This window comes from Rheinheimera mangrovi, from assembly GCF_003990335.1.
GTDB lineage: Bacteria > Pseudomonadota > Gammaproteobacteria > Enterobacterales > Alteromonadaceae > Pararheinheimera > Pararheinheimera mangrovi.
Window position 1 is genome coordinate 4,429,044 of the sequence record NZ_CP034683.1, and the last position, 16,524, is coordinate 4,445,567.

Here is a 16,524-nt window from a genome sequence, read left to right on the forward strand (position 1 = left end):
CTCAGGCAAAACTCAGCACCAGACAGATGATCCCCCCTGTCACCAGCAATTGCAGCAGGCAATAGCCCATTATATCTTTGGCTTTAAGGCCTGCTATAGCCAACACAGGTAAAGCCCAAAACGGCTGGATTAAGTTAGTCCAGGCGTCGCCCCAGGCCACAGCCATGGCAATACGATTAACTTCAGCCCCTAATTCCAAAGCCGCCGGTATCATCACAGGAGCCTGCACCGCCCATTGACTACCGCCGGAGGGGATAAATATATTCACCAGACCAGCGCTGATAAAAGTCCAGAACGCCAGACTTTCTGCAGTAGCAAAGCTGACAAACCACTGCGATAAAGACTGAGCTAAACCCGACTGCATCATCACCGCCATAATGCCGGCATAAAACGGAAACTGAATAACAATGCCAGCCCCGCCCTGAATGGCCTGCTGCAGGCTATGCAATAAACGCCTTGGTGTGCCATGCAGCAAAATCGCAAGAAACAAAAACAGAAAGTTCACTATATTCAGATTCAGCCCACCGGCTTTAGCAAAATACTGCAGCAAATAAGCCACCGCGGCCATGACGATTAAAGCTGTGATCACAAAACTGTTTTCCAGCTTATCGGCAGGACGCTCTGTGGTTAAATCAGGCAGAGTTTCAGGGGTTAACTTAGCCGGGTCTATATAAACCGCATCTTCCACTTTAGGCCGCATCAGGTAATTCAACAGCGGCACCACAAGACATAAAGCCGCCACCAGCAGCAGATTAAATGAGGAAAAAATAGTGTCGGATGTTGGAATAATGCCAATCTGAGCTTCGGAAAAATGACCGGACGTGGCGATGGTTAAAGGCACTGAACCCGACAAGCCACCATGCCAGATAACAAAACCTGAATAAGCACTGGCGATCAGTAAGGGGTAATCGACCTGGATCCGCCGCGCTAAAGCTTTAGCAAATAAAGCCCCTACGACTAAACCAAAACCCCAGTTCAGCCAGCTGGCGGCTAAAGACACCAGGGTCACCAGCACTATGGCCTGACCCGCAGTTTTAGCCAGCAGCGCCAGCCTATCCAGCAAAGAGCTGACTAAAGGAGTACTTGCCAGCATAAAACCTGTCACCAGCACCAACAGCATTTGCATCGAAAAACTCAGCAAACCCCAAAATCCATCGCCCCATTGCTGCGCCACAGCCAAAGGACTTTGTTGTTCAAACAGGATGGCTGCAACAAACACCAACAAGCTCAATAACAACACAAAAATATAAGGGTCAGGCAGGTAACGCTCGACCAGTTTAACCAGGGGTTTAGCAACGGCGTTTAGCATCTTTTATCCATCATTTTTATCTGCTTCTGCAGTTACCTTAAAGCACTGCGTTTATTCGGGCAATTAAAGCTACGCCTGTCCAGCTTCAGATGCTGCCTGTGTGACCCTTAGCTTATGTTTATTTTGTTGCTTAGCATCACCTCTTTTCCAGTGATGTCCGCCTGCTGGGTTTCAACCTCTGGAAACTATTGCACTCGACAGGTACCTGGGTCATAGCCGCTATTTTCTGTCTGTCGTTTTATAAACGAATTCCGATGCCCCATGGTATTTGATTGCGTTCAGCATCATGGTGCCTGCTGTTGTGCTGAAGCTGACTGCAAATCTAGCCGCCCGTAAAGTTGTGAGCTCGTGACGCACACAACTACTGATTAAAATCCAAGCCCGCTTTTATAGCGGGTGTTTTATTTTCCCCACTATATCTCATTCAACCGCTTTATCTCGGCGGCTAAAAAACAGTCACAGCGATTAATTTTCGTAAACCAGACAACAAACTCTATAGTAACAACTCACTAAATTAGCTGATGCTTTTAGCTGCCAAATCTGCGGTTCAGTTCTTCGCCAAAGAAAATTATAAAAAAAAGCAAAAGGCTAACGCATTTTGACAACGTTAAATTTTCCGCTCTGTCACTACAATTCAGCTTGGGGAGTTGGCAATTCGGCGCGGAAGTGGAGGATGCCGGTAAGTTCAGCACCTTAAAAAAACAAACAGCATGATGGCATTCAGCGGGGGCGTCGCACTTCGCTGGTTATATGTTTGATTCAGGTGACTTATACAAATCAAGAGGGTATGGATAGAATGAAAAATAATAAGATATTTACCAGAACCGCAGTGGCAAGGGCTGTCACCCTGCTACTGAGTGGCACAGCAGTGTTGCCACTTTATGCACAGGAAGCACAACAAGCACAGGAAACAAAAGCATCAGAAACAGCTTCTATTGAAGTGATAGCTGTACGTGGTGTGCGCTCAAGTTTGCAGCAGGCTGCAGAAATTAAACGGAATTCTATGGGGGTGGTCGACGCCATCTCTGCTGAAGATATAGGTAAGTTCCCGGATACCAACCTGGCAGAATCTCTGCAACGTATATCTGGTGTATCGATCAGCCGCACTAACGGTGAAGGTTCAGAAGTCACAGTACGGGGTTTTGGTGGTGACAATAACATGGTCACGCTAAACGGCCGTACTATGCCAGCAGCTAATACTTATGCAGCAGGTTCAGGTGCTGATGGCACAAGCCGTGGCGGTAGCGCCCGGGCTTTTGACTTCTCAAATCTGGCCTCAGAAAGTATCAGTGGTGTTGAGGTTTATAAAACCAGTAAAGCGAACATAGCGACTGGCGGCATAGGCGCCACTTTAAATATCAAAACAGCACGTCCACTGGAAAACTCTCAGGACGTCGCCAGCATAGGTGTAAAAGCCGCTCACGACACCACCAACAGAGCCGGTGATGATGTGACTCCTGAGGTTTCAGGTATTTACAGCCATGCAACTGACGATGGTAAATTCGGTGTAAGTGTGTCAGCCAGTCACCAACAACGTGACTCAGGTTACACAGGCGCCACAGTGAACGACTGGCAGGTGGCTTACTGGGATGATCTGGCAGATGCGGATCGGTTATGGAACAACGCAAACACTGTGGTCACCAACGGTCCTAGCCAGGGTCAATTGTACACCCGCCCTAACGATATTCGTTATGCGTTTTCAGACTCACAACGTGAACGCGATAATGCTCAATTGACGCTGCAGTTTAAACCTACCGAAAAATTTACAGCCACAGGTGATTACACCTTCGCTGAAAACAATATTGTTGAGCACAGAGGTGAAATTACCAACTGGATGCAGACGGGTAGCAACACTAAAGAAATTGAATTTGATAACAACATTGTTAAAACTCCAACTTATATTAAAGAAGAGTATGCAAGCGCTGTAGACGAGGGCTATGAGCAACAATGGCGTGAACAAACCAACACGCTGAAATCTATAGGCCTGAACTTAGAGTACGACTACAGTGACGATCTGACTTTTGTGTTTGACGCTCACGATTCAAAAATGCACAGCCGCGGCACTGGCCCACGCAATTCAGGTGAATTGGCTGTAGGTTTAGGTGCTCCTATAGTGGAATCCCGTGAATGGTTCTGGGGTGCAGATTTACCTACCTATCTGAACGTCTATAACGATGCAGCTCCTGGCAAAGGCGCTAATGCAAACGGTATGGTGGATGCTGGTGACGTAGGTTCATCTATTGCCCGCATTCGTAACGCTGGCCAGGAAAGTGATATTCAGCAATTTAAGCTGGATGCTATTTATGTGGTAGACAACGGCCGTTTCGACTTTGGTGTTGAGATGCGCAATATGGAATCCCGTACTATTCAGACTGCCGGCAATAACATTGCTTTAGGTAACTGGAACGTAGGGAATCCGGGTGAGTTTGGTGATTTAATCCAACCTTTTGACTTACCAGGCGAGTTTAATGATTTTAAAACATTACCAGGTGGTTATGGTTTTATTGCCGACCCGCGCGCTTTATATACAGCAGCTTTAGGCCTATATCCAGGTATTCCAACGGCTTCTGAAACATCCTTGTCTGCTGACAATATAGTGAAAGAAGACACTATGGCTGCTTACTTCCAGATCTCTTTGGGTGGTGAAATCGGTAAAATGCCATTTGATGTATTAACTGGCTTACGTTACGAAGAAACTGAATCTGAATCCAGCTCTCTGGTGAGCAGAAACTATTTCCGCTGGGAAGATAATAACGACATCGTCGCTTATGTCGACAGTACTGTGCCAGCACAGCCATTTAATGCAGAAAACAAGTACGACTACCTGTTACCAAGCTTAGACTTTACTTTGCATCTGAATGACGACTTAATCAGCCGTTTCTCCTTTAGTAAAACAATAGCTCGTGCAGGTTTAGGTAGCTTAGGTGTATCGGCTTCCAACTTTGGTGGTGGTGGTGGTTCTACGCTGTTAGGTGCTCAACCTACAGCCAACGCCTCTAACCCGGCCTTGTTGCCACTGGAATCCTCTAACTACGATTTATCATTAGAGTGGTACTACGATAATGGCAGCTACATGTCTGCTGGTTTGTTCCAGAAAGACGTAGTGAACTTTATCGGTAGCCGTCAGGTAGACCAGCCATTATTGGGTATTCTTGACGTCACTGGTGGCCCACGTGCCTTAGCTGCTGCACAGGCAGTACAGGATGCAGGTTTCCCGCTGGATGACACTTATCTGTATGCAATGATGGTATTTACTGAATACCGAAACCATCCGGATATGATTGCCAAATATGGTGCTAACCCACAGTTTACCGGTACTCCGGATCAAATTGACTTCCTGGCCAACAACGCAGGTTTTGACTTAGTGGCGAATCCTGATGATCCGGAAATGGTATTCCGTACCAGCACGCCGGATAACAACAGAGCCGCAAAAATCCACGGTGCTGAATTTGCTATCCAGCATTTCTTTGGCGAAACAGGTTTTGGCGTACAGGCCAACTACACCATAGTACGGGGTGATATTGGCTTTGACGTCAATGCTAACCCGGGTGAGTCTCAGTTTGCATTGCTGGGCTTAAGCGATACAGCCAACTTGATCGGTATCTATGAGAAAGATGGCTGGACTGCACGGGTTGCCTGGAACTGGCGTGATGAGTATCTGGCAGAAGTGAACAAAGGCGGTTCAAACAACCCTCGCTTTGAAGAAGCCTACTGGCAGCTGGATACGAACGTAAGCTACGATGTAAATGATCAGCTGACGGTATTCTTTGAAGCGCTGAACCTGACGGGTGAAGACAGCCGTTCACATGCCCGTAACGAATCCATGTTGTGGTATCTGACAGACCTGGATGCTCGTTATCAGGTAGGTATGCGTTATCAGTTCTAGTAGGGGCGGGGCTTGTCCCCGCCCGTCTGGACAATAACACGGTTTGGAATGGGCTTACACCCGCCCTTCTAAACGACAAAGATATACACAGGGAAAAGTTGCTTCTGCGGCTTTTCCCTGTTCTGCTGTACATGCTACCTAAGAAGTCACAGGGAAAATCATATGACCAGGCATGTGTTATTAAATAATATCGACCATCAGCACACCCGCGTTATCCACTACTTTGGCCCGGAGTTCGGCGACAATCTGCACAGCGCTCTGGTGTTCCCCAATGAATTTACTGAATTACAGAAAGAATATCCTGTTCTGTTGCGCAAAGATGATCCACAAGGCAGCTTTCAGGCCATAGCTTTATTAGGCTTTGCCGCAGCTGAAAATTTATATCTGAATGCCCAACACCCCACAGGCTGGGATGCCCGCTATATTCCGGCCAGTATTGAAAAAGGTCCTTTCCTGATCGGCTTTCAGCGCGCTGCTAGTATGCAGGATCAAGCACCGGATGCTGTGGTCCATATCGATATGGATCACCCCAAAGTCGGCACAGAACAAGGTCAGCAATTGTTTTTGTCTCAGGGTGGCAACAGCCCTTACCTGGAACATATCTCTGCGCGGCTGGATACTATTCATCAAGGCACAAACTTAGCGCCTGTGTTTTATAAAGCACTGGAGCAACTGGAACTGGTGGAGCCCGTCACTATTGAATTTGCTTTGCATACCAGTGAAAAAATCCGCTTAACAGGCAACTATTGCATTAACGAACAACGACTGGCGACTTTACCGGCCGAAGCACTGCTGAAGTTACACCAATCTGGCTTTTTAGCACTGATTTACGCTATGGTTTTTTCAATGGGCAACATCCGACATTTAATAGAACGAAAAAACAATAGCATGCGCCAACAAAGCCCGGAGTGACAGCAAAGCCTATGTTAAGGGTCAGTCGTACAACCAAAGAAATTCACTGCAAAAACGGGCAGATTCCGCCTGAGGTATTCGCTGCTGCTGAGCCGGTAATACTGCGTGGTCTGGTCCATCACTGGCCATTGGTGCAACTGGGGCAGCAGGGTTCTGCCGCAGTGGTGGATTACCTCTGCAGTTATTACAACGGCAAAGCCACTCAGGTATTTTATGGCGAACCCGCTCTGAATGGCCGTTATTTTTATGACGATAGCTGCAGCAAACTCAATTATGAAACCCGGCTGGGTCAGGTGGATCAGGTGCTGCAGCAAATTTTGCAATGGCAGCAGCAAGAGCAATCTCCTTCTGTCTATATAGCCTCTAATTTGCTCAGTACGCATTTCCCCGGCTTGCGACAACAGAACGATATTGAACTGCCAAAACCTGTAGTGAACTACGAAACAGAACCAGACAGAGTCAGTATCTGGTTGGGCAATAAATCGCTGGCGGCTTGTCATTACGATTCCTCGGAAAATCTGGCCTGCTGTGTGCTGGGCAAAAGGCGTTTTACCCTGTTTCCACCGGATCAGGTCAGCCATTTGTATCCGGGACCTTTAGAACCAACACCAGGTGGTCAGGTGATCAGCATGGTGGATTTCGACCAGCCGGATTTAGAACGTTTCCCTGATTTTCCAAAAGCCATAGCTGCTGGCCAGATTGCTGAACTTGAGCCCGGAGATGCGCTTTATCTGCCCAGTATGTGGTGGCATCAGGTCGAAGGCTTAAGCAGCTTTAATATTCTGATCAACTACTGGTGGAGCACAGCGCCCCGCTACACAGGCTCAGGCATGAATTTGCTGTATCACGCCCTGCTATGCCTGCGCGATAAACCAGAACATGAACGCAAAGCCTGGCAGGCTTTGCTAAACCACTATGTATTTGACGACCCGAAAAAAGCCGGCGCGCATTTGCCGGAGCAAGCCCGTGGTGTGTTGGGTGATCTGAATGAAATGCAGGCCAGACAATTGCGCGCCATGCTGTTAAACAGATTAAACCGCTAATTAAAACAATAAAAACAAACAATAAAAAGCGACGAGGAATACTAGATGCAACAGGTTAAAAAAGTAGTGATTGCAGGTGGAGGCACAGCGGGCTGGGTCGCAGCCGCAGCTTTATCCAAACGCCTGAAAGGCCTGATTGAAGTTGTGCTCATTGAATCCGAAGAAATTGGCACTGTAGGTGTTGGAGAGTCAACTGTTCCTCCTGTACTGCTGTTTCATAACCTGTTGGGCATAGACGAACAGGAGTTTATGAAAGCCACGGACGCGACTTTTAAACTGGCCATCTCTTTTGAAAACTGGGGCCAGACGGGCGATCAGTATTTCCACCCCTTTGGCGTCACAGGCAAAGGCAGTTTTTTAACTGACTTTCAGCATTATTATTTGCACGGCTTAAGCCAGGGCGTTGATGCGCCTTTTGGTGATTATTGTTATGAATTGCAGGCGGCTAAACAGCATAAATTCGGCAAAACCGACAAATCGAGCATCAACTATGCCTATCACCTAGATGCTGGCCGTTATGCCCGTTTTCTGCGCAAATTCAGCGAAGATTTAGGCGCAGTGCGGATTGAAGGCAAAATTGCTCAGGTGCTGCAACATGTCAACGGCGATATCCGCTCTTTGGTGCTGGAATCAGGCCAGGAAATAACCGGGGATTTGTTTATCGACTGCACAGGCTTCAGAGCTTTGCTGATCGAACAAAGCTTAAAAACAGGTTATGAACATTGGGACCACTGGCTGCCCTGCAATAAAGCTGTGGTGGTACAAACCGAATCAGCTGCCACATTACCCCCTTACACCAGAGCTATGGCGCACGACAGTGGCTGGCAATGGCGTATTCCTTTGCAGCACAGAGTCGGCAACGGCCTGGTCTATACCAGCGATTATTTGTCGGATGAACAGGCAAAACAGCGTTTGCTCGGCAATCTGGAAACCCCGGCCCTGATCGAGCCCAGAATGCTGAGTTATCAGACAGGGCGGCGGAAAAAACTCTGGAATAAAAACTGTATCGCCATTGGTTTATCCAGTGGTTTTATTGAACCGCTGGAATCGACCAGCATTTTCCTGTTTATGAGCGGCATTATCCGCTTATTACGACTCTTTCCATTTAACGGCGTTACGCCAGCTCTGATGGATGAATACAATCAGCAGTCCATTACCGAAGTGGAAAAAATCCGCGACTTTATTATTTTGCATTACCACCAGACTGAGCGAAACGACAGTCCGTTTTGGCAGTATTGCCGCACTATGTCGATCCCGGATACGCTGGCGCACCGCATCGAATTGTTCAAAGAAAGCGCCCATGCCTTCCAGACAGGAGATGAAATGTTCAGGCTGGAGTCCTGGAGTCATGTAATGTTAGGGCAACGGCTGCAACCACAAAGTTATCACCAGCTGGTAGCGGGTTTAGGTCAGGGCGAATTAAGTCGTCATCTGCAGAGTATTCGCGAGACCATTAACGCTGCGGTCGACAGACTGCCGTCGCATCGTGACTTTTTACGTCACTATTGTCCTTCTAATCTCAACTGACAGTCGCCATGCAGATCACCAGGCTGACCATAGGGCAAGAACAATCACCGCTTTTGGTGGTGGATAACTTTGTGCCAGAGCCACAAAGCCTGGTGAACTTTGCCGCCAGTCAGAAGTTTTTGGCCAATTCACCTTATTATCCGGGTATTCGCGCGGCGGCACCGCAGGCCTACCAGCAATTTATGCTGCACAGCCTGCAACAGACCTTGATTGATTACTTTGAACTACCTGCGACTCAGCTTGGTTTCTCCGTCTGTCATTTTTCATTGGTGACTACGCCACCCACACAACTCAAGCTACTGCAACGTATCCCCCATTTTGATACCACAGAAAAACATGCGCTGGCTGCAGTGCATTATTTATTTCAGGGTGATCAGGGCGGCACAGCCTTTTACCGGCATCGCAAAACAGGCTTTGAGTCTATAGATGAAAGCCGCACTCTGGAGTATTACCGTTCACTGGAAAGCGAAAACGACGGCCCTTATTTACCTAAGGCCGTTGATGGTTATATTCAGGGGGATACGCCCTTGTTTGAGCAAATTGCAGCACAGCCCGGTGTATTTAACCGGCTGGTCGTGTATCGCCGCCAGCTGTTGCACAGCGGCATGATCACCCAGCACACCAGTCTTTCAGCAGACCCCAGAGTGGGCAGACTAACTATCAGTAGCTTTATTGACCCGGCTTAACCTACGGGGGCCGTGGCTTGTGCCGGCCCTTTCCATCCGTACCGCGGTATCATGAGACGGGCGGGTACAAGACCCGCCCCTACGGATTCATTTCATTATTTTTGCTTCAAAAGGCCCTGCGGGTAGACCTTCGCTATTAAAAAGTACCGCCTCTGGATTATCAGCCCAGCCATATCGCACTTTGACTGGTGCTTTAATTTCAGGGTGTGACAACAGCAGTTGCTGATCTTTGAGCTGAACTTGTGCCCAACGATATTTACCATCTGCGCCAGCTATAGCAAAGCTGTTGCCTGTGCCTTTCAGCACTAAGCTTTTACCGCTGTGATTAAAGCTGAGTTTGAGCTGCGAGCCTTCAGAGGTCACAGCAGCTGGTTCTGGCCCTTTGTATTCGAGGTTTTCGCCCAAAGCTACAGCGCGGGCCGCTAAAGCCAACCGCTGTCCTATGGTCTTTTTATCTACCGGATGAATATCGTTCCATTCACCTTTGTCGATAGCCACCACCATAGCTGTGTTGGCTTCGGATAAACTTTGACGCTGTGCTTCGCGTAAACCTGCCCAGGCACTGTCGACAGGATCTGGTGTTTTTTCCAGGAAATTCGCCAGTTGCACCAATAAAAACGGAAACTGATTAGGCTGGCCTGTGCCTTGCGCCCATTTGGCGCGCCAGTCACGGATCATAGTGGTAAAACGTGGTTGATAGTCTTTATAGGCACCCACATTGGACTCGCCCTGATACCAAATCACTCCTTTGATCGGCAACGAAGTTAAAGGGGCTAACAAGCCATTGTATAAACCCAGAGGTTTCCAGCGGATAAAAGTATCACCAGGTAAATTCTGCGCCACAGCCGCAGTTTGCATTTTCCACTCGCCAGTCAGGGGCAGTGGATTGCTGTCTGTGCCTATCCAATAAGGTTTATCCGGCAACAACCCTGTTTTGCCGTTGGTGGCAGTGATCCGTACCGCAACTAAGTTAGTGCCGGCTTTGAGCAGTCCTTTAGGTAACTCATAACGGCGTGGCGGGTACATGTAAGTGGTATTCCCCACTTGCTTACCGTTGATATAGACCTCGTCAGCATCCACTATGGAGCCAAGCCGCACTATGCTGGCCTCTTGGGCTTGGGCTGCTGTCAGCTCTATTGTTTTACGCAGCCACCAGACGCCAGTGAAAGGCTCTGATCTGAAGCCAGGCACTGTAAATTTTTGCCAGGAACTGTCATCGAAACTTTCGCTGAACCAGGGAGTTTTACTGGTCAAGCCCGGATCACGGCGCTGTAAATCACCGTACCACTGCTCATTTTTGCTTTTGTCCGCCGCTGTAATGGACTGGATCAACTTGTCATCACGAAACTTTATGCCTTCGGCCAAAGCTTCAGGAAAAGGCTGTAATGCCTCTTCACTCATCCAGGCCTCTACAGGTGAACCGCCCAAGGCATTATTTAAAATGCCAACGGGCACGCCGTTATGCCGGAATAAGTCGCGACCAAAGTAAAAAGCCACAGCGGAGAAATTGGCTATGCTTTGCGGGCTGGCAGAAACCCAGGCCCCGGCACTGAAATCCTGTTGTGGCGCTTTAAAGTTGTACTCTTGCGGCACCTTAAACTGGCGGATCAAAGGATAATTGGCGCTGGTTAAATCCTCCGGATACGCCTCAGCCACCCGCGCCATTTCCAGTTCCATATTGGACTGGCCAGACGCTACCCAGACATCACCAAAATAAATATCTTTCAGTTCAATCTGGTTACGACCTTTAAAACTTAACTGATGTGGACCACCGGCCTGTTGGGCTGGTAGTTGCACTGTCCAGCGGCCATCTTTTGTTTTGACCTGACCAAGCAGCTGGCCATTAAAACGCACCTCAACGGTTTCATCCGCAGCAGCCCAGCCCCAGAGTGGAATGGCCGTATCACGCTGCAACACCATGCCTTCGCCGATCAACTTAGGCAGGCGAATATCCCCATGAGCCAAAGGGCTTAGCAATAACGCTGCAGTTAGTATGAGTCTTAACATAAAAATGTCCTTTTTAATTGCCGCATTGACCCTGGCCTTCATTTTCAGCCAGACGTACTTTAGCCAATTGCAGCTTTAAGCCTGCTGTGGCTTCCAGCAGCAACGGCTGGCTGATTTTGGTCAGATCAAAACTGCTATTGGCTTCAGTGAAACAGCGAAGTGGTATCTTCACACTGTGCCAGCCTTTGCCCGCCATACCAGCAAAATAACCACTGAAATCCAGAGTAGATTTGCAGTTATCACCACACTGCATCGCCACACTGACTTTACCCTGAGTCATCGCAACCACCTGATATTCCAGCTCCAGTGTCATATCGCCATTGGCCTGACGACTTAGATCCAAAGCCACACCCTGAGCATGATTTAAAGACACAGCAGCATCTTTGTGGAAGCTCAAGAGTACTGAATCTTCCTGTTGTAATCTGTCTGTGGCAGCAGCTTCTAATGCACCGCCAGCAGATTTTTGCAACGGTTCAGTCACTACTGTTACCTGACCTTTATCTAACAATTGCAACTGCCATGGATTAACAGCTTTGCCGGCATGCAGATAACGGCTGAAATTCAGCACCTGGTCGGCACTAATGCCAGACTCTTCGCTAAGCTTAGCCAGTTCCGTTTTGTCGCTATACGTCAGGCCATAACCATAAGCAAACTGCGGCTGATAATTTTTGTCGCCCAGATTCAGCAACTCACCTGTCGCTTTGGCTGGCCAGGAAAAGGATAACTTGCCCTGAAAATCATGACGGATTTCGCCTTCAGGCGAACGGAACAGCAGATCAGCCACAGCACCACCTTCACTGCCAGGTAAAAAGGCAGCAACAAAAGCATCGGATTGATTCAGCTCAGGATTGACCCACAAAGGCCGGCCTGACAAAAACACCGAAACCGTTGGAATACCCAGCGCTTTTAATTCGGTCAAAATTTGCAAAGCCCGGCCATCATCAAAAGCCAGATGGCTGCGATCGCCGACAAACTCGGCATAAGGTTCTTCACCAAAGACCACGACTGCGACATCAGGTTTGTCATTAAAGCGACCATTTTCGCTCAGCTCTGCTTTGCCACCACCAGCTTCAACCGCCTGTTTAATACCGGTATAAATGGATTCACCATTCGGGAAATCAGTGTTTTTATTGCCAGAGCCTTGCCAACTTAAGGTCCAGCCACCGCTTTGTTTACCAATATGGTCAGCACCATCACCAGCCACCAACACCTTGCTACTGGATTTGAGTGGCAGCAGTTGCTGGTTGTTTTTCAGTAATACCAACGACTTACGCGCCGCCTGACGAGCAATGGCTTTGTGTTCAGTGCTGCCCAGCAATTCATAACGGCCAGCCAAAGGCCGCTCTGAAGGTTTCACCTGCTCAAACAAACCCATTTCGGCTTTAATTCGCAGCACTCGGCTGACTGCTTCATCCAGTCGTTCTGTAGAAATACGGCCGTCTTTCACCTGAGCTAAAGTGTTCTGATACAACTTCTCCCAGCTGTCCGGTGCCATAAACATATCCAAACCACCGTTCAGTGAATTAGCGCAATCTGTAGGTGTACAACCCTTCACCTGACCATGACCATTCCAGTCGCCTACGACAAAACCGTCAAAACCCATACGGTTAACCAGCACATCGTTCAGCATAGGACGGTAGCCATGCATCTTTTCGCCAAACCAGCTGTTGTAAGACGCCATCACAACCCTGGCGCCAGCAGCTATTGCGCTGTAATAGGGCGTTCCATGGATGTCACGCAGCTCTGCTTCGGTATGCTGGTTATCACCCTGATCCTTGCCATCCACAGTGCCGCCATCACCTAAAAAGTGTTTCACCGTTGCCAGCATATGCTGACCTTTTAAGAAGTCGGCAGAGTCTGGAACACCCTGAATACCTTGCAGGATATGAGGCGCATAAGAAGCCACCAGTTGTGGGTCTTCGCCGTAAGATTCATAAGTGCGGCCCCAGCGGTCGTCCCGCACTACGGCAATAGTGGGAGCAAAGGTCCAGTCCAGGCCTGTCACCTGCATTTCAGCTGCAGTCACCCGGCCTATTTCACGCATTAGCTCTGGTTCACGCATGGCGCCCAAACCTATGTTATGCGGGAAAATAGTGGCGCCTTTGACATTACTATGGCCGTGCACGGCGTCTGTGCCCCACATCACAGGGATATAAGGCCGGCCATCGCTGGTATCAGTACTGGCTTGCCAAAAGGCATCAGCCAGCTCCAACCAGGCGGCGGCGCCCGCTCTGTTGTCACGGCCAGGCGCTGAGTTGCCGCCATTCAGTACAGACCCAAGATAATAATCCCGCACTTGTTTTGGCGTGACTGAGGCAATATCGGCCTGAATAATTTGCCCTACTTTTTGTTCAGGGCTCATCTGTGCGAGCAGAGCTTTGATTTTGTCTTCTATCGCCTGATTACGCGCTATAGGAGGCTGCTGCAATGGCCAGTTGGTTGGCGTGATCACTGGGGTTTCAGTTGTACTTGGGCTGGCCGTTTGCTCCGGAACAGGTTCGGGCACCTGAACTGCGGGCTGACCACAACCGGTTAACACCAGACCACCAGCCAAAACTAACAGCCCCTTACTAAGCTCTTTACGCTTACTGACTTTTGCCGCCTTTGCCATTACCTTCGCCATTCAAACGCCCTCCAAACCTATAATGAGAAGCCAGCCCAAGGCTGTGACTCCTCGAGCTAAATCATTAAAGAATCCGCGCCTGACTTAAATAAGCCTTATTGGCACCGACCTCTGTTATGTCACCTTTGATGATAAAACTACCATTCAGGCGGATATCTGCTGAAGAGCTGCCAATCATCAATTTGATTTCACCGGGTTCAACCACCCAGTTCATCTGTTGATCAAAAAATGCCAATAAGTTCACCGGCAATTTAAATTCAACCTTTGCCTGTTGGCCTGCTTTGAGTGGTACAGGTAAAAAGCCTTTTAACTGTTTTACAGGACGGGTCACACTGGCTGCGGGGTCCTGAATATACAGCTGCACCACTTCAGTCGCATCAAATTGACCGCTGTTGCGAATCGTCATACTAACAGTCACTTCGCCATTAGCTTTGGCCTGGCTTTCATCAATCTTAAGAGCGCTGTAATCAAAGCTGCTGTAACTCAGGCCATGACCAAAGGGGTATAAAGGGCTGATGTCGTCAAACAAATACCCCCTTTTGGCAGAAATTTTATGGTTGTAATAACTCGGAATATGACCGGCGCTACGAGGAAAAGTCAGGGGTAATTTACCGGAAGGGCTTACATCGCCAAACAACACATTAGCTAAAGCTGAGCCGGTTTCCTGCCCCAGATACCAGGCTTCGATAATAGCAGGCATAGACACCGCCAGTTCGCCCAAAGCCAGAGGCCGGCCATTGGTCAGCACCAGCACCAGCGGTTTACCTGTCGCCAAAATAGCTTTGGCTAACTCCAGCTGATTACCGACTAAATCCAGACTACTGCGATCGCCTAAATGGGTGTCAGCCCAGGCTTCACGGGACAAGCCTTCGTTTTCGCCCAACACCAATACCACTGCATCAGATTTTTTTGCCAATGCCACAGCTTGATCCAGCAAACCTTTGCGATCGGCCTCATCGGCTAAATGAATATCGTCATAATTCCAGCGCTGCATCGAATAAGTGCCTGCGGCTTTGCTGCGTTCTGCTATATCACTGGTGACAAAAGCCGCTTGTTTAGCTGGAGTTTGTGTTAAGGCTTTAGTGAGTTTTGTGCCCGGAGCAAATTCTACCTTGGCTTTGCCCTCCAGCTTTTGCCGTAAGCCATCGACAATACTGACAGTCTGGCGCGGAATACTGCTGTAGCCACCCAATAAAACTTCATTAGCATGAGGACCAATCACCGCAAGCTGGCGGATTTTATCGGCTTTTAGCGGCAAAGTTCCGTCATTTTTCAGCAGTACCATCGACTTTTCAGCCACCTGACGGGCAAAAACACGATCTGAATCAGCACCAACAATCCCATTGGCTTTTGTTGCATCCACATAAGGTTGTTCAAACAAACCTAACCTGAATTTCAGCGCTAATACCCGCCGCACAGCTTTGTCGATTGCAGCTTCATCCAACTGACCTGATTTCACTAAGGCCGTTAAATGGGGGAAGGTTTTTGGGTCCGGAGTTTCCATATCCACGCCAGCTAACAAAGCCGCTTTGCCTGCTGCGGCTTCGCTGCCGTATAAACCATGCCGGCTGCCCAATTCTTCAATGGCAAAATAGTCACTGACAATGACACCGTTAAAGCCCCATTGCTGACGCACTATATCTTCCAGTAAAGGCTTATTCACGTGAGATGGAATACCATCAATTTCGTTGTAGGACGCCATAATACTGCTGGCATGCGCCAGTTTTACTGCAGCTTCAAAAGGCGGTAAAAACACTTCATGGAGTTCACGTTCGCCAATAAAGGCCGGAGCTATATTGACCCCCGCTGCTGGCTGACCATGACCCGTCAAATGCTTTAAGGTCGCTACTACTTTATCTGCAGCAAAAGGGCCTGCTTTCCCCGTTTTGCCCTGAAAACCTTCGACTGCGGCCACACCCATGGCCGACATCAGGTAAGGGTCTTCACCCATGGTTTCTTCAATCCGGCCCCAACGTGGGTCACGGGCTATATCCAGAATAGGAGTTAAGGCCCAGTGCGAACCCGTCGCGCGCATTTCACGGGCTGACAGCGCATAAACATCATGCATATCTTGTGGCGACCAGCTGCTGGCAAGAGCTATCGCCTGCGGAAAACTGGTGGCATCAAAAGCAGCATACCCATGCAAAGCTTCTTCATGCATCATGGCCGGAATGCCCAGCCTGGTGTTTTCCTTTAACCAGCGCTGCAAGGCATTATTAAATTCTGCCGTTTGCTGCGGGGTTTTAAACTCGCTGGGGCGGCCTATATGGCCAATACCCAGCGGTATTAATTCTTTGGCTTTTTCCGGTAAAAACTGCAGCTCTTTGTCTTCCAGAGTGCGGCGTTTTTGCCAGACGGTTTGTAGCTGAGCCACTTTTTCTTCCAGCGTCATGCGGGACAATAAATCATCCACACGCTGCTCTGTTGGCAAACTGGCATTTTGATAAGGCTGCTGAGCTGAAGCCGCAAAAGCGACTCCTAAACCCAGCACCGCAGAGAGAAGTTGTTTGCCCACTAGAGCCTCCTGTGAA

The 16,524-nt window shown here is 48.8% G+C and carries 9 protein-coding genes; 5 read left to right on the forward strand and 4 right to left on the reverse strand.

What is annotated here, in order from left to right; genetic code table 11:
* Position 1: 1 nt before the first annotated feature.
* A complete protein-coding gene (locus EK374_RS19810) occupies positions 2–1,309 on the reverse strand; it encodes a short-chain fatty acid transporter (RefSeq protein ID WP_127026244.1) in 1,308 nt (435 codons plus the stop codon).
* 796 nt (positions 1,310–2,105) lie between these two features.
* Between EK374_RS19810 and EK374_RS19815 the strand changes: the two genes are divergently transcribed.
* From EK374_RS19815 to EK374_RS19835, 5 genes are all read left to right on the forward strand, one after another.
* Positions 2,106–5,195 carry a TonB-dependent receptor gene (locus tag EK374_RS19815; RefSeq protein WP_127026245.1) on the forward strand — a complete coding sequence of 1,030 codons (3,090 nt, stop codon included), beginning with the start codon at positions 2,106–2,108 and terminating at the stop codon, positions 5,193–5,195.
* A 162-nt stretch (positions 5,196–5,357) separates the two neighbouring features.
* Complete coding sequence (locus EK374_RS19820) at positions 5,358–6,107, forward strand: SapC family protein (RefSeq protein ID WP_127026246.1); 750 nt, start codon at positions 5,358–5,360, stop codon at positions 6,105–6,107.
* Positions 6,108–6,118: 11 nt separating this feature from the next.
* On the forward strand, positions 6,119–7,150 hold the full coding sequence (locus EK374_RS19825) for a cupin-like domain-containing protein (RefSeq protein WP_127026247.1): 1,032 nt from the start codon (positions 6,119–6,121) through the stop codon (positions 7,148–7,150).
* 45 nt (positions 7,151–7,195) lie between these two features.
* Positions 7,196–8,677, forward strand: coding sequence for a tryptophan halogenase family protein (locus EK374_RS19830; RefSeq protein ID WP_127026248.1), 1,482 nt, complete (start codon positions 7,196–7,198; stop codon positions 8,675–8,677).
* An 8-nt stretch (positions 8,678–8,685) separates the two neighbouring features.
* Positions 8,686–9,363: a DUF6445 family protein gene (locus tag EK374_RS19835; RefSeq protein ID WP_127026249.1), complete on the forward strand. Its 678-nt coding sequence runs from the start codon at positions 8,686–8,688 to the stop codon at positions 9,361–9,363.
* An 87-nt stretch (positions 9,364–9,450) separates the two neighbouring features.
* Here EK374_RS19835 and EK374_RS19840 read toward each other — a convergent pair whose 3' ends face one another.
* From EK374_RS19840 to EK374_RS19850, 3 genes are all read right to left on the reverse strand, one after another.
* Complete coding sequence (locus tag EK374_RS19840) at positions 9,451–11,370, reverse strand: sialate O-acetylesterase (protein ID WP_164731924.1); 1,920 nt, start codon at positions 11,368–11,370, stop codon at positions 9,451–9,453.
* Between the two features lie 13 nt (positions 11,371–11,383).
* On the reverse strand, positions 11,384–13,993 hold the full coding sequence (locus tag EK374_RS19845; protein ID WP_127026251.1) for a glycoside hydrolase family 3 protein: 2,610 nt from the start codon (positions 13,991–13,993) through the stop codon (positions 11,384–11,386).
* Positions 13,994–14,057: 64 nt separating this feature from the next.
* Positions 14,058–16,508 (reverse strand): glycoside hydrolase family 3 N-terminal domain-containing protein, encoded by a 2,451-nt coding sequence (locus EK374_RS19850; protein WP_206099250.1) that lies wholly within the window; start codon positions 16,506–16,508, stop codon positions 14,058–14,060.
* Between the last annotated feature and the right edge of the window lie 16 nt (positions 16,509–16,524).

Bases quoted from the DNA above. Each gene is read 5' to 3' on its own strand.
- EK374_RS19810 (WP_127026244.1), bottom strand. From the start codon at position 1,309: ATGCTAAACGCCGTTGCTAAACCCCTGGTTAAACTGGTCGAGCGTTAC.
- EK374_RS19815 (WP_127026245.1), top strand. From the start codon at position 2,106: ATGAAAAATAATAAGATATTTACCAGAACCGCAGTGGCAAGGGCTGTC.
- EK374_RS19820 (WP_127026246.1), top strand. From the start codon at position 5,358: ATGACCAGGCATGTGTTATTAAATAATATCGACCATCAGCACACCCGC.
- EK374_RS19825 (WP_127026247.1), top strand. From the start codon at position 6,119: ATGTTAAGGGTCAGTCGTACAACCAAAGAAATTCACTGCAAAAACGGG.
- EK374_RS19830 (WP_127026248.1), top strand. From the start codon at position 7,196: ATGCAACAGGTTAAAAAAGTAGTGATTGCAGGTGGAGGCACAGCGGGC.
- EK374_RS19835 (WP_127026249.1), top strand. From the start codon at position 8,686: ATGCAGATCACCAGGCTGACCATAGGGCAAGAACAATCACCGCTTTTG.
- EK374_RS19840 (WP_164731924.1), bottom strand. From the start codon at position 11,370: ATGTTAAGACTCATACTAACTGCAGCGTTATTGCTAAGCCCTTTGGCT.
- EK374_RS19845 (WP_127026251.1), bottom strand. From the start codon at position 13,993: ATGGCGAAGGTAATGGCAAAGGCGGCAAAAGTCAGTAAGCGTAAAGAG.